Genomic DNA, 21,076 nt, shown 5'->3' with positions numbered 1-21,076 from the left:
GGTTTCGGCTCCGCCCTAGGCGGCCGGCTCCCAGATGCGCACGAGGCAGTGCTTCTGCTGTTCACCGTTGATGGGGGTGTAGTCCACGTTGCAGTAGGTGACGGCCCGCTGCCCGATATGGGTGGAGGCGAGGAAGTCGTTGTAGTCGCCTGAGCCCTCCTGCAAGGGCAGGCGCGCGTAGCGGCGGCCCTCCAGGTCGATGGCACACACCGAGCTGCCCCCGCGCACGAGCAGCCAGTTCCCGCACCAGCAGGGGGCCGAGAGCGGGTTGGCCACGTAGTGGAACCAGCTATCGGCGCTGTAGAGCGGTGTCGTCAGGTTGGCGGCGCTTGCGGGAATGTGGGGGTCGTCGGTGCCTGGGCCCTCCACGCCCTCCAGGTCGGTGCCGGCCAGGCGCGGGCTGCTCAGCGTGTTCAGGGGCATGTAGGTGCCCAGGTTGGCGATGCCGTCCCCGTAGTTGTAGATGCCGTCGAAGGCGAAGTTGAACCCGGTGCGGCCCCAGCCGGCCTCGAGCGGCCGCATGGAGGAGGGCAGCACGCAGGCGTCGGTCACCGCGCCTGAGGCGCCGTCGATGCGGGTGAGCTGGTAGTAGGTGCCGCTCACGCGGGCGCGCGGGGTGGCCACCAGGCCGTCGCCGCAGGAGATGGGCGCGCAGGCCATGCGCCCCTGGGAGGAGTACACCACTTCCGCATCCGCCGACCCGAAGGGCGCGCGCTTGAGCAGGGAGTTCTCCACCCGCGCGTTGCCGTCGAGCTGGGGGAGGCGCTGCCAGAAGCCGTAGCCGCCGGCCACGGCGAGCGAGGGCATCTCCCAGTCGGCGTCGCCCTCGTCGAGCAGCCGCGGCTCGCCGAGCGATTCCCCGGAGAGGGCCGCGCCGTACACGCGCCACTGGCTGTCGAGGATGTCGGCCTCGGTCCAGATGGCGCCGTTGGCGTTCGCGCGCACGTCGTAGATCTCGAAGCCCTCGTCCTCGCCCACGGCGTGCTCGATAACGGTGGCGTACTCGCCGGTGGCGAGGTCCAGAAGGCCCACTTGGGCCAGGGGCTTGGCGGTCTCGGTGGGCAGCAGGCAGGCGGCCACGGCGTCGTCACTGCACCACAGCAGCGTGCCGTAGGGCAGTTCCGCCGAGGTGGCCAGCACAAGCGCGTCGTCGGTATCGTCGATCTGCTCCAGCGAGCTGTCGAGCACCACGTTGGCCTCGGGCACGGTGAGGGTCTCGAGCGCCTTCTTGTCGCTCGAGTTGCCCGCGGCCCAGGCGGCGCCGCCCCCGATGGCGGCGAGCGCGGCGGCCCCGGCGGCGCCGTAGAGGAAGTGGCGGCGCGTGAGCAGCAGCTCGTGGCCGCCGGGCAGCGCGAGGCGGCGCGCGACGGTGCCTTCCTGGGGCGCCTCGTGGGAGGCGTCGGCCGGCATGGCCCGGCGCACTTTCACCTTCTTGGCGGCGGGGCGCTCGGACGGACGGGGATGGCTCGGCCGCTTGCGGGCCGAGGAAGATGCGGGGGAAGTGGAGGCACGGCGGGCGCGCTCGGAGCGGTTGGGTCGGGGGGCGCTTCCGGAGGAGGCGGGCCGCGTGCGTGAGGTTCGTTTCTGTGGCATGGGTGTATTGTGTCATTTCGCATACGCCTCGGCGACCGTTCGGGGGTAAACGCTACAATAAACGCAAACACGACCGCCGGGCTGATATTTATCCTGGCAGCGGGAAAACCGCAGGTCAGGTAGGGTGTCGGCCGTGGCGAGCAAAAAGCGCACGGCAGCGAACACGAGGAGTGTATCCATGAGCAACGAGACACGACGCATTCTGCTCGTCGAGGACGAGAAGGCCATCCGCGATGCGGTGACCGCCTATCTGGAGCGCGAGAACTACTGGGTCACCGCCGTCGGCGACGGCCAGGACGCCCTGGAGGAATTCCAGAAGCACCACTTCGACCTGGTGATTCTCGATCTTATGCTGCCCCGTGTGCCGGGCGAGCGCGTCTGCCGCGTCATCCGCGACACGTCGGATGTGCCCATCATCATGCTCACGGCCAAGGGCGAGGTCGAGGACCGCATCATCGGCCTGGAGCTCGGTGCCGACGACTACCTCGTGAAGCCCTTCAGCCCCCGCGAGCTGGTGGCCCGCGCCCGCGCGCTGCTGCGTCGCGTGCACGCCGATTCCGAGCCCCAGCGCGAGGTGCTCGAGTTCGGCGAGCTGACCATCGACGTATCGGGCCACAAGGTGCTCGTCTCCGGCGAGGAGATCGATCTTACGGCCAGCGAGTTCAAGCTGCTCACCACGCTGTCGCGCTACCCGGGCCGCGTGTACTCGCGCATGGAGCTCGTGGAGAAGGTGCTCGGCTACGACTTCGAGGGCTACGAGCGCACCATCGACTCCCACGTGAAGAACCTCCGCGCCAAGATCGGCGACAACCCCCGCAGCCCGAAGTGGCTCCACACCGTGCACGGCGTGGGCTACCGCTTCGAGGATCCCACTAAGCAGTAGCCGCGTCCCGGCCTAGAAGGAGCCCCATGACTGAAGCGGAAGAGAAGCCGCGCATCCTGGAAACTGCTGAAGAGGTCGCCCCGCCGGCGGCCTCTTCGCCGTCTCCGGCGCGCAAGACGAAGAAGCGCCGCCGCCTGCGCTGGTCCGATTTCTCCTACACCACGCGCGTGACCCTGGCCTTCGCCCTCATCGCCGCCATGACCGCGCTCGTGGCCATCGGCGTGGTGTCGTTCGTGTGGGAGCAGCACTTCCGCACCTACACGGCCGACAACATGAAGACGCTGTGCCAGACCACGGCCGACCGCATCGCCGTCATCTACCGCGAGACCGACGATCTGTGGAACCCCGAGACCGCCAAGCCGGCGCTCCAGGCCATGGAGCTGACGAGCGGCGTGGGGGTGCGCGTGGTGGCCGCCGACGGCAAGACCGTTTTCGACTCGTCCATCGTCTACGACGAGGAGCAGGGCGGGCTGGCGAAGTCCATCGAGCCCACCGACCGTTCCCAGGTGGCCTCGGCCCCCATCAAGGTGGACGGCGAGGTGGTGGGCACCGTGCGTTTGTGGGTGTACGGCTCCGAGGCCCTCATGCGCCAGCCCGACCAGGAGTTCCGCGACAACTCCTACCAGGCCATGTTCATCGCGGCGGCGGTGGCCATCGTGCTCGCCTCCTGCATCGGCTTCCTGTTCGCGCGCAACCTCGTGGCGCCCATCAACCGCATCATGGGGGCCGCCCGCGCCATCGGCGACGGCGACCTGTCGGCCCGCACGAACCTGCGCGGCGAGGACGAGGTGGCGCGCCTCGGCGAAACTTTCGATGCCATGGCCGAGTCGGTGGAGAAGGATCGCGACCTGGAGCGGCGCCTCACCACCGACGTGGCCCACGAGCTGCGCACGCCGCTCATGGCCATCCAGGCCACGGTGGAGGCCATGGTGGACGGCGTGTACGAGGCCGACGAGGAACGTCTCGTCACGGTGAACTCCGAGATCCAGCGCCTAAGCCGTCTCGTGAACGCGCTGCTGAAGCTGTCGCGTCTGGAGAACCGCGCCGATCCCATGAAGGAGGAGGTGGTGAACGCGGGCGAGCTCATCGCCGGCATCATCGCCACCCACGAGATGTTCGTCTCCGACTCGGGCCTCACGCTGGAGTACAACGCCCAGCCCGACGTGATGGTGGTGGGCGACGCCGACATGATCCGCCAGGCCACCGCGAACCTCATCTCCAACGCCGTGCGCTACACTCCCGAGGGCGGCCACATCACCGTGTCGGTCACGAAGGGCGACATCATGGCCTCCATTGCCGTGAGGGACACGGGCATCGGCCTTTCCAAGGAGGAGGCCCGCATGGTGTTTTCCCGCTTCTGGCGGGCGGACGCCGGGCGCAACCGCGAGAGCGGCGGTCTCGGCGTGGGCCTGGCCGTGGTAAAGGAGATCGTCGACCGCCACGGCGGCTGGGTGCAGGTGGAAGGCGAGAAGGGCAAGGGCGCCTGCTTCACCATCCACATCCCCCTCTACGACGAGGACGCCGAGAAGCACCGCGCCTTCGGCTCCGGCAAGAAGCGCACCCCCCACAAGAAGCAGCCCAAGACTGCGAAGTAGCCCGGGGCCGGAAGCGGGCCTCGGCCGGAAGCAGCCCGGGGCCGGAAGCAGCCCCGGGCCGGACGTGGCCCCGGGCCGGGCATGGTCGCTGGGGGGCGCCTCTGCCCGAGCGGACACCGCGTTTTTGGCCGCAAACGCCCGCGCGGTTGCGTTGCGACCTGGAAGATGGCCGGGAATGGGAAGTTCGCTCGAGCGGAGATGCGGTTTCCGACCGCAGATGGCCGCTGGGATGGCCGCGTCCCGGGAGGGCGGCCGCAAACACGGTGTTCGCTCGAGCGGACATCGCGGTTTTGGCCGCAAACGGTCGTCTGACCGGACGAAAGCGGCCGACCGGGTCAGTTTGGGCCCCTTCGCGCGAGCGGACACCGCGTTTCTGGCCAGATGGAGCTGGTCGTGGGGCCGGGGTTGCGAACTTCGAGAAGACGCGGGATCCATGGTCGTGGGCCCCGGGAAGGCCCGGGGCCGCTGCGGCGCAGTGCGCGGGAAAAGGGGGCGGCGACGCCCCGAATCGTTCGCTTATGCTGAAACCGTCGCCGTAGGGGCTCTTGTAGGGGAGGAGCCTCGTTTTCTGTGCCATAATGGGCGGTACGCAAAAAGTGCGCTCGAAGTGCAGGTTTCGGGCGGGAGCCGAAGGGTGGCGGCCGCAGGCGCGGATGGGGTAAGCCCAGGCGCGAGGGGCCGGCATCGGGCTCACCTCAGGAGAAAGGGCATCCATGGCGGGAATCGACATCACTCCCGACGCGCAGGGCAAGGTGCGCGATCTGTACGATTTGGGCGACAAGCTGCTGCTCGTGGCCACCGACCGCATCTCGGCCTTCGACTACATTCTGGAAGACGAGATCCCCTACAAGGGCCAGGTGCTCACCCAGCTGTCGAAGTTCTGGTTCAACCTGCTCGACGGCGTGGTGGACAACCACCTCATCTCCACCGACGTGGCCGACCTGCCCGAGGCGTTCCAGCCCTACGCCGACTACCTGCGCGGGCGCTTCATGCTGGTGCGCAAGGCCGACATGTTCCCCGCCGAGTGCATCGTGCGCGGATATCTGGCCGGCAGCGGCCTGAAGGAGTACAACCGCGAGGGCACTGTGTGCGGCATCGAGCTGCCCGGCGGTCTGGTGAACTCCTCGAAGCTGCCCGAGCCCATCTTCACCCCCTCCACCAAGGCCGAGATCGGCGACCACGACGAGAACATCTCCTACGAGCGCCTTGTGGAAATCCTCGGCGAGGACGACGCGAGTGCCCTGCGCGATTTGGCGCTCAAGGTGTACACCACCGCCGCCGACCACGCGGCGGCCCGGGGCGTCATCATCGCCGACACGAAGTTCGAGTTCGGCCGCATCGGCGACACCATCATCTTAGCCGACGAGGTGCTCACCCCCGACTCGTCCCGCTTCTGGCCGGGCGACACCTATAAGGAGGGCGTCGACCAGCCCAGCTTCGACAAGCAGTTCGTGCGCGACTGGCTGACCGCGAACTGGGACAAGACGGGCACGCCGCCGCGTCTGCCCCAGGACGTCATCGACGCCACCTCGGCCAAGTACATCCAGGCCTACGAGACCATCACCGGCCAGAAGTTCGACCCCGAAACCTTCTAGGAGTTCCATCGTATGTCCCAGCGTAACCCCATGAACGAGCGCTACACCTCCGAAGAGCGCACCGGCGTGACCCGCAAATCGGCCGCCTCGGCCAAGCCCAAGAGCAAGGCTGCCGCGTCGGTCACCGTGAAGTCTGCGAAGAAGACCCCCGAGCAGAAGAAGGCCGCCGAGAAGGCCGCCCGCAAGGAGGCCGCCGCCAAGCAGCGCGAGGTGGAGCGCAAGTACTACAAGCCCGACACCCCGCGCTACAAGCGCCTGCGCGCCATCTGGTGGGTGATGCTCATCGCGGCCATCGGCTGCACCACCTTGAGCTTCGTCGGCCAGGGCGCCATGCCGCAGTGGCTCAGCGTGACCACGCTCATCGCGGCCTATGTGTTCATCATCGGCGCCTTCGTGCTCGACTTCTGGCAGATCAAGAAGGAGCGCGTGGCCTACCAGGAGCGCATGCTGGCCTTAGAGGAGAAGAACGCGAAGGCCGAGAAGCAGGCGCGCCGCGTACAGCAGGCCAAGCAGGTGAAGGCGAAGGGCTCCGGCAAGAACCAGAACCGCCATGCCGCGCCGAAGCAGGGAAGCGCCGAGGCGGCCGACGATGCCGCCAGCGCCGGCGAGTCCGACGAGGCGCCCGCGAAGCCCCAGCGCCGAGGCCTGTTCGGCAGCGGCTTCCGCCTTTCCAACCGCGAGAAGATGCAGGCCGAGAAGAAGGCCGCCAAAGAAGCCAAGGCCGCCGCGAAGAACGGCGCCGGCGCGTCCGACCAGCAGTAGCTTTCAAGGGGTGCCCGCGGGCGCCCCTTTGCGCGTCCCGCCGTGCAGGGTGCGGGGCGCGCCTTGTTCGTCCCCGCTCGTTCACTGAAGAGAGAAGAGAGAGGCACATCCATGGTATCTCGCGTCTATGTTGAGAAGAAGCCCGGGTTCGATGGCGAAGCCCGCGCGCTGGCCGCCGAGCTGCGCGACATCGTGGGCATCGCCGGGCTCGCCGGCGTGCGCCTGGTGAACCGCTACGACGTGGAAGGCGCCAGCGAGGAGCTGTTCGCCGCCTGCGTGCCCACGGTGTTCTCCGAGCCGCAGTCCGACGTGGCCACCTTCGAGCTGCCCGAGGCCGACGGCGCGGCCGTGTTCGCCGTGGAGTTTTTGCCCGGCCAGTTCGACCAGCGCGCCGACTCGGCCAGCGAGTGCATCCAGCTCATCAGCCAGGGCGAGCGGCCCGACGTGCGCTCGGCGGTGGTGTACTACCTCGAAGGCGACCTGACCGATGACGAGGTTGAGGCCGTGAAGCGCTACGTCATCAACCCGGTGGAGGCCCGCGAGGCGTCGCTCGATACGCGCGACACCCTGGCCATGGCCTTCGAGCGCCCGGCCGACGTGGAGGTCATCGACGGCTTCACTGCGCTTTCCGACGACGAGCTGGCCGCCTTCATCGCCGAGCGCGGCCTGGCCATGGACTTGGCCGACATCCAGTTCTGCCGCGCGTACTTCGCTAAGGAGGGGCGCGACCCGTCCATCACCGAGATCAAGATGATCGACACCTACTGGTCGGATCACTGCCGCCACACCACCTTCGGCACCGTGCTGGACGACGTGGCCATTGCGGATGCCAACGTGCAGGCCGCCTTCGACCGCTACCTGGAGCTGCGCCACGAGCTCGGCCGCGACGAGAAGCCGGTGTGCCTCATGGACATGGGCACCATCGGTGCGAAGTGGCTGAAGAAGGAGGGCATCCTCACCGGGCTGGACGAGTCCGAGGAGATTAACGCCTGCACCATCAAGTGCAAGGTGGACGTGAACGGCGTGGAAGAGGACTGGCTGTACCTGTTCAAGAACGAGACCCACAACCATCCCACCGAGATCGAGCCTTTCGGCGGTGCGGCCACCTGCGTGGGCGGTGCCATCCGCGACCCGCTCTCCGGCCGCTCCTACGTGTACCAGGCCATGCGCGTCACCGGTGCAGCCGACCCCACGGTGCCCGTGGCCGACACCATTCCCGGGAAGCTCCCGCAGCGCAAGCTCGTAACCACGGCGGCGGCGGGCTATTCCTCCTACGGCAACCAGATCGGCCTGGCCACCGGACACGTGCACGAGCTGTACCACCCCGGCTACGCCGCCAAGCGCATGGAGATCGGCGCCGTGGTGGGCGCCACGCCGGCCGACCACGTGCGCCGCGAGACTCCGGCGCCGGGGGATGTGGTAGTGCTGCTCGGCGGCCGCACGGGCCGCGACGGCATCGGCGGTGCCACGGGCTCTTCCAAGGCCCACTCGGTGGAGTCGCTGGAAAGCTGCGGGGCCGAGGTGCAGAAGGGCAACGCGCCGGTGGAGCGCAAGATCCAGCGCCTGTTCCGCCGCGGGGACGCCTGCCGCATGATCAAACGCTGCAACGACTTCGGCGCCGGCGGCGTGTCGGTGGCCATCGGGGAATTGGCCGACGGCCTGGACATCAACCTGGACGCCGTGCCCAAGAAGTACGACGGCCTCGATGGCACCGAGCTCGCCATCTCCGAGTCCCAGGAGCGCATGGCCGTGGCGCTCGCGCCCGAGGACGTGGACGCCTTCATCGCGCTCGCCCACGAGGAGAACCTGGAGGCCACGCCCGTGGCCGTGGTGACCGAGGAGCCGCGGGTGCGCATGCGCTGGCGCGGGAACACCATCGTGGACGTGAGCCGCGACTTCCTCGCGAGCAACGGCGCGCCGAAGCACGCGGCGGTGAGCGTGCCCGCCCCGGCCGAGGAGAGCTTCGCGAAGAGCCCCTGCGACCGCGCCTTCGAGGCGGCCGAGCAGCTGGCCGACCCGGTGGTGGAGGCGGCTCGCGAGGCCGACTCGCTCACCGAGGCCTGCGCGGGACTTATGGCCGACATCAACCGCGCCTGCAACAAGGGCCTCGTGGAGCGCTTCGACTCCACCATCGGCGCCGCTACGGTGCTCATGCCCTTCGGCGGCTCCCGTCAGCTCACCCCGGCGCAGGCCATGGTGGCGAAGCTGCCGGTGCTCGGCGGGGCCACCACCACGGTGTCGGGCCTGTCCTGGGGCTTCAACCCCTACCTGTCGTCGTTCGACCCCTATGCGGGCGCCTATATGGCCGTGCTCGACTCCGTGGCGAAGCTCGTGGCCACGGGTTTTGAGCGCGCGAACATGTACCTCACCTTCCAGGAGTACTTCGAGAAGCTGCGCCAGGACCCCGAGCGCTGGGCCAAGCCCATGGCGGCCGTGCTCGGCGCGCTCATGGCCCAGGTCGATTTCGGCGTGGGCGCCATCGGCGGCAAGGACTCCATGTCCGGCTCCTTCGAGGATCTGGACGTGCCGCCGACGCTCGTGTCCTTCGCCACGGCCATCGGGAAGGTGGACCGCATCGTGTCGCCCGAGCTGAAGGCGGCCGGCGCGCAGCTCGTGTGGATCGCCCCCGAGGACACCCTGGCCTCCAGCCTGTGCGCCACCTTCGATGCGGTGGAGCACCTCATTGGCGCCGGCGTGGTAAGCGCGTGCGCGAGCAGCGGGGCCGATGGCGTGGGCGCCACTCTCATCACCATGGCCGTGGGCAACGGCCTCGGCGTGGCGGTGGATGCGGCCGTGGGCGCGGGCCAGCTCTTTGAGCCGGCCTACGGCACCTTCGTGGTGGAGCTGGCCGCCGGCGAGACGTCCCAGTCCGTGGTCACGCGCCTGGAGGATGCGGGCCTTGCCGCCAACGTGGACGTGGTGGCCTTAGGCCAGGTGACCGAGGCCTACGAGCTTGCCTGCGACGGCCAGGTGGCCGACCTGGCGCGCGTGCAGGAGGCCTGGGAAGGCGGCATCGAGGGCGTGTTCCCCTACCGCACCCCGGCCGACGAGGCGGCCGCCGCCGAGGAGGTGCCCGCGCTCAGCTTCACGGCTAGCGCGCCGGCGGTCTTCCCCGGTCCGGCCGTGGCGCGTCCGCGCGTGGTCATCCCGGTGTTCCCCGGCAACAACTGCGAGTACGATTCCGCCGCCGCCTTCGAGCGCGCCGGCGCGGTGCCCACCGTGTACGTGGTGAACAACCTGACGCCCGAGGCCGTGGCAGAGTCCACCGCCGAGCTGGCGCGCCTCATCGGCGAGTCGCAGATCGTCATGATCCCCGGCGGCTTCTCCGGCGGCGACGAGCCCGACGGCTCGGCGAAGTTCATCACGGCGTTCTTCCGCGCGCCCCAGGTGACCGAGGCCGTGCGCGATCTGCTCCAGCGCCGCGACGGGCTCATGCTCGGCATCTGCAACGGCTTCCAGGCTCTGGTGAAGCTGGGGCTTGTGCCCTTCGGCGACATCCGCCCCATGGACGCCGACTGCGCCACGCTCACCTTCAATGACATCGGCCGTCACCAGAGCACGCTCGTGCGCACCCGCGTGGCCAGCACGCTGTCGCCGTGGATGAGCCGCATGGCCGTGGGCGACGTGCACACCGTGGCCATCAGCCACGGCGAGGGCCGCTTTGTGGCGCCGCAGCCGCTGCTGGACCAGATGATCGCCGGCGGCCAGATTGCCACCCAGTACGTGGACGCGGCCGGGATGCCGTCCATGGATCTGTCGGCGAACCCCAACGGGTCCGTGCTCGCCATCGAGGGCATCACGAGCCCGGACGGCCGCGTGCTCGGCAAGATGGGCCACACCGAGCGTTCGGGCGCGGGCCTGTACAAGAACGCCTTCGGCAACACCTACCAGCCGCTGTTCGAAGGCGGCGTGGACTACTTCCGCGGGTAGGGAAGCGGCACCGAGGAGCGTCCTCGCATTCCGAAACCTTCAAGGGGGCGGCCTGTGCCGCCCCCTCTCTTTTGGCGCCGATGGCTGGCGGGGAAGGGCCGTCCGCCGAGGGCGGTGACCCGCTGGATTGGCGCTCGCACGGCCGCTCGCCGACCAGTCGTCAGCTGCCTAGCGTCCCTCGAGCTCCGAGACCGAGACGGGCTCCTCGGGAGGCAGGGCTATGGTCACCGTGCCCTCGGCGACGTTTCCGGCAACATCGACGGCCCGCAGCGTGTATGGGCCAGAGGGCACTTTGAAGCGGTAAGCGGCCGCGTTCGGCACCTCCGCCGACGGGTCGGCCTCCGCCGAGTCGGCGGCGAATTCCGTCCCCTCCGCATCGGTCAGGCTCACGGAGGCCACTCCCGAATCGTCCGCAATCGTGAACACGGTGGCGCCGCGCTCGGTAGCCATGGCGATAAGCTCGGGGGCGGTCTCGTCGGCGGGCGCGGCGGGCGCCTTCGGTTCCGCCGTCGGCACCGCGGCCTCCTCAATCACCTCGGGCGCGGCGGGTGTCGGCCGCTCCAGCGACAAGGCCGCGCCCAAACACCCGATCACGGCGAGGGCCGATACGGCCGCCACGGCCCGCACGCCCCAGTCGAGGGCCGAGGCCGAGCGCGCCCGCGGCTTCGGCACGACGCCGGCGGCCAGCGGATTCTCCACCGCCTGGACCAGCAGCACGGGGAACGCGGCACCGCGCGGCAGGTCGCCCAGCTGCCCGCGCAGCTTGTCGAGTGCGCGCCGGATGGTGCGCTTCACAGTGCTCGGGGAAATGTCCAGCGCCTCGGCGATGGCATCGATGCGCATCTCCTGGTAGAACCGCAGAAGCAGCACCTCGCGCTCGCGCTCGTCCAGCTCGTCGCGCAGGGCGCGGGCGAGCCGCTCGCTCGTGTCGCGCGCGTCGGCCACCCGGGCGGGGTCGCAAGTCTCGTCGGCCATATGCTCGCTGAGCGGCGTGTGGTCGAGCGCGGTCACATCGGCGCGCAGCAGCGTGGTCTCATGGGCGTGGGCGGTGCGCTCGTAGTAGCGTCGGCACACGTTCTGCCCCACGGCCCGCAGGTAGCCCACGAAGGAGCGCGGGGCAATGTCGCCGATGCGCTGCCAGGCGATGAGATACACTTCCTGCAAAATGTCGGCGGCGGCCTCCTCGCCCACCTTGGCGATGAGGTTGAAATACTGGGCCTGGGCCGTGCGTCGATACAGCTCGCGGAACGCCTCCTCGTCGCCGGCTTGGGCGCGCCGTACCAGCGCTGCCAGCTCATCGTAGGGGTTCGTGCCCAAGCCCATGTGCCCACCATGCTTTCCGTCGAGTAGTCGGGCGCAGTGTACCATAGGCGAAGGGCCGGCTCGCGCTTTCCGGGGCGGCTGCCCGAGTGCGAAACCATGCTTGCGGAACAGGTCGCGGCCGGCGTTTCGGGGCGCTGCGTCTTTCGGGCCATCGGGGAAGATGTGAAGGAGTTGTGAAGGTGTCGGCTGCGCCACGAAAAGGGTGACCCGTTTTTCCTCCTCAACGGATATTAGGCTTCGATCTACTATCGGAAAATCTGTAATGCCTGATGAGAGAAGCATTTTGCTAAGGAGGAGTCGTTATGAGGAGAAGAGGGGAGTCTGCAATTCGCACCCAGAAGCAAGCCCTGCGTCCCCGTAGCCTCGAGGGAGCCCAAGGGCGCGAACGCCGTTCGCTTCGCACGCGCATTGCCCGCAGCTTGCTGGCGGTCGCACTGGCGGCAGGGGTGCTTCCGCTCGTGCCCGGGGCCCCTGCCGTGGAAACAGCCAACGCCCTCGCGGGCACGACGGATTACGACACCTTCTTTACGTGGGGAGATCGGCAGGGCTCACCTACCACCAAGCCTGTTGGCGGATACCTACGTGCTGCATCTACGGAGAAGGAATCCGATTACGACTTCTATTACGATCAGTCGGGATCTACCAGCTACTCTCGGATGAGCAGCGGCGTGTTCGTATCGAAGCAAGTGGTGTCGTTGAAACATGATTGGGAGCTGCGGTTCTCGGGGCAGGTATCTGATCCGGTTCACCCTTCTACCTATAATGGGTCAAACCATTACCTTTTCATCGGACTGAGTTCAAATGCTTCGCCTTCGCAGTTGAGCGGATGCGCTGTGGGACTGAAGAAGCAACACTCGCCCACCGAGTCCTACTCTATGCTGCAAGGACAGCCGATCAACAATAGTGCGATGAACAACCGGCCCTCAGGCTATAGGGGTGACTCTTTGAAAGAGAGCCGATATTCCGGCAGTGTGGGTAGCACGGTATCGGTAGTGGTGTCGTACAGCAGCGCTTCCGATACGCTCACATTTTCCGCTGCCGGGAAAAGCATGTCCATGTCAAATTGCAAGAAGAGCTTCGGCTCAGTTGACCGAGATAGTGCCTATATCTTCTTTGGCGGGCACATTCGCTGGAACGGAAAGACTTCATACGTACTTCCTGCGTCGCGATCACTTAATGTATCTGCTACGTTCTCTTCAATAACACTGCCTCATTTCGACCCTGTCATCAAGGACATCAAAATCTACCGCACCGACGGCACGCTCATCGGGCCGAATGATTACGTGGCGCCCGGCACGTCGGTGCGGGTGGAGGCGGTGCTGCAGAACACGAACGCCAGCGCGGGCAGCGAGGAGTTTCCGCTGCATCTGAAGCTTTTGGGCTCGACGCACTCCAAATACCCTACCGTCGGACTGACGACTACGGACGCCGTCAACTCGTCGACGGGCCGCGCGGTCATCCTTACGGGCAGGACCGAGAACAAGGTGACCTTCAACGCCACCATTGGCGGTACTACCGGTTCGGTGGTGAAGCTGGGGCTGCAGCTGGTGGACGACTCGTTTGGGGGTACCTACGAGAATGGCGCCACGCTTTTGGCGGAGCATCCCCTCAAGCCTGGGGACGGGTCGGGGTCGGGGACGGCGGGCACCGACTACCATTACACGCGGCTGCCTGCGCCCAATGCGAATGGGTGGAACAACTCGCCGGTGACGGTCACTTTCTATCCCGGCGACTTCGACCAGATGGAACTCGCGCCCTCCGACGGCGCGTCGGCCACGCTTACGGGCGACGACCCGGCGTGGACGCGGACGGACGACACCGACGGGCTCTCGCTGTCGGCCCAGGCGAAGAACACCGCCACCGGGGTGACCTCCACCCAGCGGGCCGGTTCGGTGAAGATAGATACCTCGGCCCCGCGCATCGAGCGCGACGCGGCGCTGTCGGCCTGGACGATCACCGACAATCCGACCGATGCCTCGAAGGTGACCTCGGGCGTGTGGCGGCTGTACCGCACGAACTCCTCGGGCGCGTCGGCGGCCGATGCCCGAGCGGCGGCCTTCCGCGAGTTCGCGCTTACGGGAGACGCCGGCGACCGCCACGGCGAGGAAACCCAGGCCGTGGGCAACCTTCCCAACGGATACTACGTGGCCGAGGATGCCGCTGGCAATCGGAGCGCGCCGGTGAAGGTGGGCGACACCGAGCCGCCGCAGGTGGAGCGCCCCGCCGGCAGCATCGTGGATCCCGACGACCCGAACCCGCCCACGCCCGTGGGGCCGCCGGTGGGGCCCGGCGATACGGTGCCCGACCCGAGCATCACCGAGGACGAGGAGGGGCTGCGCCATGCGGTCATCGAGGAGACCGTCTCCGAGATCATCGATCCGGCCGCGCCTCCCTTCGCCGGCTCGCTCGATGCCGCGAAGGCGACGGCGATGATGGACTACCGCTACGCCTCCACCTCTGCCGCCGCGCCCACCACCCAGCGCGACGAGCTGTTGGATTCAGCCGGCAACCCGCTGGATTCCCTCGACACCACAGCTCCGGGGGAGTGCCTCGTTCGGCGCACGATCACCGATGCCGAGGGCAACACCACGACCATCCTGCTGCACTATCGCCTCACGCGCGACAGCTGCCCGGTCATCCGCCCGCTGGAGCCGGTGGACCCCGACGATCCTACCGGTCCCACCGAGCCCGGCGAGCCGCTTGAGCCCGACGGGCCGGTGACCCGCAAGCCCGATGGCACCCAGTACGTCGAGGTGTCCTGCGAGGCTACTGAGGCCGCTTCCCGCGGCACGATGGACGCCGACGGGGCGGCGGACCTGTTGCGTCGCCACTTCGCCTTCGCCTCTGCCGACGGCAGCGACGGGGCAACGCTGGAGGTGCAGTCCATGGAGAACGCCTCGGGCGGCAAGGTGGGGACCATCGACCTCTCGCGGCCGGCGGACTACCGCATCACGTACCTGGTGCGCGATGCCGAGGGCAACACCACCGCCGTGCGCCTGACCTACCATTTGATCGCTTCCAACCTCCCCGGCGTTCTCGTGACACCCGACCCGGGCAGCGATCTGGACCCGCAGCCGGGCGATGATCCCCTGCATCCGCAGCCGCGTCCGCTCGACCCGGTGACGCCGCCCGCGGTGGCTCCCGACGGAACTCAGCACGCCGTGATGGAGGACGTCATGAAGGTGCCGGTGGAAGAAGGTGCGCAGCTCACCTTGGCCGACGCGCGGGCGCTCGTGGAGCGCCGCTACACCTTCACGCCCCTTGCCGGCGACCAGGTGCACGAGGTGTCCCTCGGGCTTGCCAACAGCGCGGGGGATTCCGTAGAGGCCATCGACCGCTCGCGGCCCGGGGCATGGGTGATTACCTACAAGGTGGCCGATGAGGCCGGCAGCACCATCACCTTGCACCTGCGCTACCTGGTGGTGACCGACCCGCCCACCGTGACGCCTACCGACCCCGATGGCCCCGGCGGCGGGGATGACGGCAACGGCGGCGGAGACGGAGACGGGCCCGGCAGCAACGGCTGTGACGGCTCGGGTAGCAACGGCGGCGGTTCGGACGGCAACGGCGGCGGCTCCGGCGGTCGCGACCCGCTGCCGCCCACCTCGTCGACGGTGGATCCCGAGACGGGGCTGACCCATGCCGTGGTGGAGGACCACCTCATCGCGGGAACCTCCGACGAGCCGCTCACCTCCGAGGCGGCCGCCGCCCTCATCGCGAGCCGCTACCAGATTGCCGCGTCCATGGGCGGCGAGGTATCGGCCGGCGAGGTGCGCATCACCGATGCCGCGGGCACTCCCGCTGAGGTCATCGATCGCACCAAGCCGGGGGTGTGGCATATCGAGCAGGTGTTCACCGACCGCTTCGGCAACACCACCACGCTGCGGCTCATCTACGAGGTGCGTGAGGGGTTCGTGGACGGGGGCATCTCCGACGGCGACGGGCCGGCCGGCGACCCCAACGGCCCGTCGGTGAGTGAGGCGGGGCCGAGCAGCCATGCCGGCGCGAAGGACGGCGACGGCAGCCGGTGGGCCTCGTGCCTGCGGCAGCTGCCCCAAACCGGCGGCATCTTCGGCCCGTGCCCGCTGCATATCATGTTCGTGCTGATCATCGTGCTGGCGAGCGCCTACAGCATGATGCGCCTGCGCCAGGAGGCGTCAAACCGGAGAGAGGACTCCCGTGAAGCTCTCGGATAAGCTGCTCTATGCCCTGTTCATCCTAGCCGCGGCGGCGCTGGCATCGCTGAGCTTCTGCGCGGCCGACTGGGCCTGGGGCGTTATCACCATCGCCGTCGTTCTGGCCTGGGCCTGGATGCTCCACAGTCGCTGCACCCGCGGCCGCCAGAAGGGGGAGGATTCCCCGGGCCGCTAGCCGGCGGGCGCCTACTCCCAGAGGCGCACTTCGGGCTCGAGGGTCACGCCGCTGGCCTCGCGCACGCGGCGCTGCACCTCGGCGATGAGCGCGAGCACGTCGGCGGCGGTGGCGTTCCCGGTGTTCACCACGAAGCCGGCATGCTTCTCGGACACCTGGGCGCCGCCGACCGAGGCGCCCTGGCAGCCGGCCTTTTGGATGAGCGCGCCGGCGAAGTGCCCCTCGGGGCGCTTGAAGGTGGAGCCGGCCGAGGGCATCTCCAGGGGCTGCTTGCTCGCGCGGCGCTCGCGCAGGTCGTCCATGCGCGCGCGGATGGCCTCGGGAGAGTCGGGTGCCAGCTGCAGCGTGGCGCCGAGCACCACCCATCCCTCGTCCATCATGCGGCTTGTGCGGTAGCCCCACGCGGCCTTGGCGGCGGGCACGTCGGCGGCAGACCAGCCCCCCTCCCCGTCGGGCACCAGGCAGCGCACGCTGACGGCCACATCCGAGAACTGCCCGTCGTAGGCGCCGGCGTTCATGATGGCCGCGCCCCCTACGGTGCCGGGGATGCCGCTGGCGAACTCGTAGCCGGCAAGGCCGGCCGTCAGCGCCGCCTCGGCCACCGCCTCGTTGGTGGCGCCGGCTTGCGCGCGCACCCGGCCGTCCGGCAGCGCCTCCACGGCCGAGAGGTTCTCGGCCAGCTTCATCGTCACACCCGAAAGCCCCGCGTCGGGGGCGAGCACGTTGGAGCCGCACCCGAGCACCCGCCACGGCACGCCCGCGTCCTCGCAGGCGGCTACCACGTCGGCCGCCTGCGCCTCCGTTCGGGGCAGCACGAGCCGCGCGGCCGGGCCGCCGATGCGGAAGGTGGTGTGCTCGGCGAGGGACTCGTCGGCGCGCACCTGCGCCTCTCCGACGATTTCGCGCAGCGCGGCGTCGAGAGTGGTGTAGTCCATGAGGCGTTCCTTCCATTCGTCGTGCCCGATGGGTAACCGTTGGTGACCCGTTTGGCCCATTGTACTAGAATACGCCCATGACTATTTCGCCCACATATCGTGCGGAAGCGGGGTGCTAGGCCCGTGGCTCGCAAGCATCCCGTCATCAAGCCCGCCTCGCCGGTGGCGGCCATCACGCTGGTGCTGCTGTCCATCATCAGCTTCATCATCGGGCTGTGGACGCTCATGGCGCTGACGCGAATCGTGCTGGGGTAGCGCTATGTGGCAGCGATTCACCTTGTACGACCTGCGGGTCATCGGCCATTACCTGGGCACGCTCACCCTGTTCTTCGCCGTGCTCATGATAGCTCCCTTAGGCACCGCGCTTATCTTCCAGGAATGGGAGCCGGCCTCGCGCTACCTGGTGGCCATCGGCATCGCCATGGTGGGCGGCTGCTCCCTGCGCTTTCTCCGCATCGAGCCGGGGCGGCTCTCGCGGCGCCAGGCGCTGGCCGTCACCGGGTTCGCCTGGGTGGTGCTCGCGCTGTTCGCCTCCATCCCCCTGTACTTCTCGGGGCACTACGCCACCTACCTGGACGCCGTGTTCGACGGCGTGTCGGGCCTGACCACCACCGGCGCCTCGGTCATCGTCGATCTGGACCACCTCTCCTACGCCGACAACATGTTCCGCTTCGCCATCCACGCGCTCGGCGGCCTCGGCCTCATCGTGGTGGCGCTGTCCTTCGGGCTGTTCGGCCGCGGCGGGGGCGCGTCGCTGTTCTCCTCGGAGGGCCGCAGCGAGCACGTGGTGCCCAACGTGGTGCAGACCGCCCAGTTCATCGCCCGCATCACCCTGCTCATCGTCACCGTGGCCACCCTCATCATTACGGCGCTGTGCCTGTGGCTCGGCATGGAGCCGGCCCGCGCGTTCCTCAACGCCCTGTGGGTGTCCATCTCCGGCTTCATGACCGGCGGCTTCGCGCCCATGCAGCTGTCCATCATGTACTACCACTCCTTCCCCTTGGAGTGCATCCTCATGGTGCTCATGATCCTGGGCTCCATCAGCTTCGTGTTGTACGCCGAGGTGTGGAAGGGCCGCGCCGGGGCCTTCTTCAAGGATTTGGAGACGAAGACCATGGTGCTGTGGATTGCCGTCATGGCCTTCGTGTTCACGGCGACGCTGTCGTCCTGGGCGCTGTTCGACGACATGCTGACGCTTCTGCGCCGCGGCCTGTTCATGATCATCTCGGTGTTCACCACCACGGGCTTCCAGGTGGTCACCACCAACCAGATCACCACGGTGTTCTCCAACGGCGCCTTCCTCACCCTGGCCTTCGTCATGGCCGTGGGCGGCAGCTCCGGGTCCACCTCGGGCGGCATCAAGTTCTCGCGCATGGGCATCATCTTCAAGTCCATCGTGGCGAACGTGAAGGAGGCGCTCGCGCCCGACTCGGCCCGCGTGGTGGTGGCCTACAACCACCTGGGGCGCCGCACGCTCACCCCGAGCATCGTGAAGGAGGCCATGACGGTCTTCATCCTGTACGTCATCACCTACGTCATCGGCGCGCTCGTGGGCATCGCCCACGGCGGCGAGGCGATTCCCGCCATCTTCGAGTCGGTGGCCATGACCTCCAACGGCGGCATCACCACCTCGCTCGCCCAGCCGGGCATGCCGGCCACGCTGGAGCTGTTCTACATCCTGCAGATGTGGGCGGGCCGTCTGGAGTTCGTGACGCTTCTGGCCCTCATTGTGGAGGTGGGCGCCTCGCTGGTGCCCCGCGTGAAGCCGAGGTCGCGCTCATGAGGTGCGCGCGCCGGACGCGGCGCTGGGCGGCATGGAGCTTGGCGGCGCTGCTCGCCGTCGCCGTGGCCGGGGCGGCCGGCATGGCGGTTGCGGGGGGCGGCGCACCGGTCGCATGGGCCGACGACCCCATCAACGTGCCCGAGAACGCGCCCACCAACCAGGACGTGCCTACCGACGAGGCTGGCGTGGTAGACCCCTCTGCGCGCGAGGAGGCGTCCGACTCGTCGGATGCGGGCCAGGACGCATCGGGCGCGGGTACGGGCACGGGTGCGGGTGCCGGCGCCGATGGCGAGGGCGCGACCCCGGCACCGGAGGGCGCGGAGGGCGCATCGGGCGCCGAGGGGACCGCCGCGTCCGGCGCCGAGGCTCCCGCGGGCGTGGTTCCCGAGGAGGGGGCGGCCGAGCTTACCCCGCCTCCGCCGCGGGTGACCGACCCGGTGTTCGGCGACGGCGTGAGCGAGAACAACCTGGTGAACCCCCAGCAGAAGCCCGACAGCTCGTTTATCTACGACACCTCCATCGGGGCTTTGCAGGAGGCCGACTCCTATCTGAACAACCAGATCGTGCAGGTGACCGGCGAGGTGGTCGGCGACCGCATCAACGCCGAGTTCGACCCCGGCTTCTGCTGGATCGTGCTGCAGGGCAACGACAAGGCGCGCTCGGAGGTGCCGGTGTTCATCGCCACTGACGCCACCGAGGGCATCGACACCTACGGCGCCTACGGCAAGCGCGGCACCATGCTGCAGATTCGCGGCATCTTCTACCTGTCGTGCCCCCAGCACCAGGGCCTCACCGACCTGCACGCCGACACGGTGAGCGTGGTGGAGAAGGGCTCCATCACCGAGCAGGTCTTCGACATCAGCTCCTTCGTGCCGGGGCTTGTCCTCGTGGGGATCGGCGCCATTATGATCATCGTGTTCCACCGCATGCGGGAGGGGCAGCGCTGATGGCGGGGACCCTGCGCACCGGGGAGGTGGTGAAGCTCGACCGGGGCTACCCGCTCGTGCAGTTCCCCGACGGCGAGCGCGTGCGCTGCGAGCACGCCACGGCGCTCGTGAAGGGCCACGACCAGCGGGCCGTCATCGGGGATATGGTGTCGGTGGCGGTGCCCGACGCCCACGACAAGGGTGTCATCGAGGCCATCGCGCCGCGCACGCGCGAGTTCGTGCGGAAGGATCCGACCGAGCGGGCGCTTCCCCAGGTACTGGCCGCCAACTTCGAGCGCGTCATCGTGGCCCAGCCCGTGGGCGAGGTGAACCTGCGGCGTTTGGAGCGCGAGCTGGTGCTGGCCTTCGAGACGGGCGCGGCGGTGACGGTGGTGCTCACCAAGGCCGATCTGGCCGACGGGGACGCCACGGCCGCGGTGGAGCAGGCGGTGCGCGATCTGGCCGGCCCCAAGACCGAGGTGCTCGTGGTGAGCGAGGCCGATCCCGCCTCCGTGGAGGCGGTGCGCCGCCTGCTGGCGCCCGGCACCACCACGGTGCTCATCGGTCGGTCGGGCGTGGGGAAGTCGAGCCTGGTGAACATGCTCGTGGGCGCCGAGGTGCTCGATGTCGGCGCTGTGCGCGCCGGCGACGGGAAGGGGCGCCACACCACGGTGAGCCGCGAGATCGTGGAGGTGCCGGGCGCGGGGCGCATCGTGGACATGCCCGGGGTACGGGGGCTGGGGCTGTGGGATGCCGAGGCCGGCATCGAGGCGGCGTTCCCCGACGTGGCGGAGCTGGCCTCCCAGTGCCGCTTCCGCGACTGCACCCACACCGGCGAGCCCGGCTGCGCGGTGGCCGCCGCCCTGGCCGCGGGCGAGCTGCCGCAGGCGCGCTACGAGTCCTACCGCGCCCTGCGCCAGGAAGTGGCCGCGGTGGACGAGCGGCGCGAGCAGGCGCGGCGCCTGCGCAAGGAGAAGGCCTCCGACGCCAAGCGCGGCCCCCGGCAGGGCCGCCGGAAGGGAGGGAGCGCCCCGCCCGGGCGCGCCGGCCGCCGCCGCTAGGGGCGGCGCCGAAGCCTTCCGAGGGGGATGGCCTCCACGGCGCGAGGGGCGAGCGTGGAGGCGGGCGCACGCGTTGACGGACGGTTTCCCGCCGCGCGGCGCCAACGGTTACAATAAGCACGTTCGATATATTTCGAGCCAACGAGCCCCGAGAGGAACCTTATGAACCCCGTCGTCATTATCCCCACCTTCATCTACCCCCGCCGTCACCGCGGGGGCTCGGATGTGGTGGCCACCTACGACCATCCCACCGCCCCCAACCAGCCCGGCGAGCTCGGCCGCTGCCTGGAGTCGCTGCAGAAGGTGGAGGGGCTGGGGC

The 21,076-nt window shown here is 68.8% G+C and carries 14 protein-coding genes; 11 read left to right on the top strand and 3 right to left on the bottom strand.

The genetic code is table 11. From position 1 onward, the window contains the following. Positions 1-15 precede the first annotated feature (15 nt). Positions 16-1,422: a twin-arginine translocation signal domain-containing protein gene (locus tag Q5064_RS07190; protein WP_302963393.1), complete on the bottom strand. Its 1,407-nt coding sequence runs from the start codon at positions 1,420-1,422 to the stop codon at positions 16-18. Positions 1,423-1,771: 349 nt separating this feature from the next. Between Q5064_RS07190 and Q5064_RS07185 the strand changes: the two genes are divergently transcribed. The 5 genes from Q5064_RS07185 to Q5064_RS07165 all read left to right on the top strand — a co-directional run bounded on the left by Q5064_RS07185 (position 1,772) and on the right by Q5064_RS07165 (position 10,358). Continuing rightward, a complete protein-coding gene (locus tag Q5064_RS07185; protein ID WP_016310340.1) occupies positions 1,772-2,476 on the top strand; it encodes a response regulator transcription factor in 705 nt (234 codons plus the stop codon). A gap of 26 nt (positions 2,477-2,502) precedes the next feature. Beyond that, on the top strand, positions 2,503-4,071 hold the full coding sequence (locus Q5064_RS07180; RefSeq protein WP_302963391.1) for a cell wall metabolism sensor histidine kinase WalK: 1,569 nt from the start codon (positions 2,503-2,505) through the stop codon (positions 4,069-4,071). Between the two features lie 713 nt (positions 4,072-4,784). Continuing rightward, positions 4,785-5,666 (top strand): phosphoribosylaminoimidazolesuccinocarboxamide synthase, encoded by an 882-nt coding sequence (locus Q5064_RS07175; protein WP_302963390.1) that lies wholly within the window; start codon positions 4,785-4,787, stop codon positions 5,664-5,666. 12 nt (positions 5,667-5,678) lie between these two features. Continuing rightward, positions 5,679-6,428: a hypothetical protein gene (locus Q5064_RS07170; protein WP_302963389.1), complete on the top strand. Its 750-nt coding sequence runs from the start codon at positions 5,679-5,681 to the stop codon at positions 6,426-6,428. 111 nt (positions 6,429-6,539) lie between these two features. After that, positions 6,540-10,358, top strand: a complete 3,819-nt coding sequence (locus Q5064_RS07165) for a phosphoribosylformylglycinamidine synthase (RefSeq protein ID WP_302963388.1) — start codon at positions 6,540-6,542, stop codon at positions 10,356-10,358. 168 nt (positions 10,359-10,526) lie between these two features. On the opposite strand, the gene Q5064_RS07160 is transcribed toward Q5064_RS07165, so the two are convergent. Further along, positions 10,527-11,681, bottom strand: coding sequence for an RNA polymerase sigma factor (locus tag Q5064_RS07160; protein ID WP_302963386.1), 1,155 nt, complete (start codon positions 11,679-11,681; stop codon positions 10,527-10,529). Positions 11,682-12,964: 1,283 nt separating this feature from the next. Between Q5064_RS07160 and Q5064_RS07155 the strand changes: the two genes are divergently transcribed. Beyond that, positions 12,965-15,877 (top strand): hypothetical protein, encoded by a 2,913-nt coding sequence (locus Q5064_RS07155; RefSeq protein WP_302963384.1) that lies wholly within the window; start codon positions 12,965-12,967, stop codon positions 15,875-15,877. Continuing rightward, a complete protein-coding gene (locus Q5064_RS07150; protein WP_302963382.1) occupies positions 15,861-16,052 on the top strand; it encodes a hypothetical protein in 192 nt (63 codons plus the stop codon). Before Q5064_RS07155 ends, Q5064_RS07150 begins: the two co-directional genes overlap by 17 nt. An 11-nt stretch (positions 16,053-16,063) precedes the next feature. Here Q5064_RS07150 and murB read toward each other — a convergent pair whose 3' ends face one another. Continuing rightward, positions 16,064-16,987, bottom strand: a complete 924-nt coding sequence (gene murB / locus Q5064_RS07145) for a UDP-N-acetylmuramate dehydrogenase (protein ID WP_302963380.1) — start codon at positions 16,985-16,987, stop codon at positions 16,064-16,066. Positions 16,988-17,110: 123 nt separating this feature from the next. On the opposite strand from murB, the gene Q5064_RS07140 reads away from it, so the two are divergent. From Q5064_RS07140 to rsgA, 4 genes are read left to right on the top strand one after another with little or no spacing between them, the layout of a single operon-like run. After that, entirely contained in the window at positions 17,111-17,242 is a 132-nt protein-coding gene (locus Q5064_RS07140; protein WP_022926665.1) for a hypothetical protein, read from the top strand. 4 nt (positions 17,243-17,246) lie between these two features. Continuing rightward, the gene (locus Q5064_RS07135) at positions 17,247-18,770 is read left to right on the top strand and encodes a TrkH family potassium uptake protein (protein ID WP_302963377.1); all 1,524 of its coding nucleotides are present in this window, start codon (positions 17,247-17,249) and stop codon (positions 18,768-18,770) included. After that, on the top strand, positions 18,767-19,717 hold the full coding sequence (locus Q5064_RS07130; protein ID WP_302963375.1) for a hypothetical protein: 951 nt from the start codon (positions 18,767-18,769) through the stop codon (positions 19,715-19,717). The genes Q5064_RS07135 and Q5064_RS07130 overlap by 4 nt, the downstream gene beginning before the upstream one ends. Further along, on the top strand, positions 19,717-20,757 hold the full coding sequence (gene rsgA, locus Q5064_RS07125) for a ribosome small subunit-dependent GTPase A (protein ID WP_302963373.1): 1,041 nt from the start codon (positions 19,717-19,719) through the stop codon (positions 20,755-20,757). Before Q5064_RS07130 ends, rsgA begins: the two co-directional genes overlap by 1 nt. Positions 20,758-21,076 lie beyond the last annotated feature (319 nt).

It is taken from the genome of uncultured Adlercreutzia sp. (assembly GCF_958431955.1).
GTDB lineage: Bacteria > Actinomycetota > Coriobacteriia > Coriobacteriales > Eggerthellaceae > Adlercreutzia.
This window is presented reverse-complemented; position numbering and strand designations above follow the sequence as displayed.

What these genes read in the sequence shown, in the direction of transcription:
- rsgA (WP_302963373.1), top strand. Translation starts at nt 19,717, where the DNA reads ATGGCGGGGACCCTGCGCACCGGGGAGGTGGTGAAGCTCGACCGGGGC.
- Q5064_RS07130 (WP_302963375.1), top strand. Translation starts at nt 18,767, where the DNA reads ATGAGGTGCGCGCGCCGGACGCGGCGCTGGGCGGCATGGAGCTTGGCG.
- murB (WP_302963380.1), bottom strand. Translation starts at nt 16,987, where the DNA reads ATGGACTACACCACTCTCGACGCCGCGCTGCGCGAAATCGTCGGAGAG.
- Q5064_RS07135 (WP_302963377.1), top strand. Translation starts at nt 17,247, where the DNA reads ATGTGGCAGCGATTCACCTTGTACGACCTGCGGGTCATCGGCCATTAC.
- Q5064_RS07175 (WP_302963390.1), top strand. Translation starts at nt 4,785, where the DNA reads ATGGCGGGAATCGACATCACTCCCGACGCGCAGGGCAAGGTGCGCGAT.
- Q5064_RS07180 (WP_302963391.1), top strand. Translation starts at nt 2,503, where the DNA reads ATGACTGAAGCGGAAGAGAAGCCGCGCATCCTGGAAACTGCTGAAGAG.
- Q5064_RS07165 (WP_302963388.1), top strand. Translation starts at nt 6,540, where the DNA reads ATGGTATCTCGCGTCTATGTTGAGAAGAAGCCCGGGTTCGATGGCGAA.
- Q5064_RS07160 (WP_302963386.1), bottom strand. Translation starts at nt 11,681, where the DNA reads ATGGGCTTGGGCACGAACCCCTACGATGAGCTGGCAGCGCTGGTACGG.
- Q5064_RS07185 (WP_016310340.1), top strand. Translation starts at nt 1,772, where the DNA reads ATGAGCAACGAGACACGACGCATTCTGCTCGTCGAGGACGAGAAGGCC.
- Q5064_RS07170 (WP_302963389.1), top strand. Translation starts at nt 5,679, where the DNA reads ATGTCCCAGCGTAACCCCATGAACGAGCGCTACACCTCCGAAGAGCGC.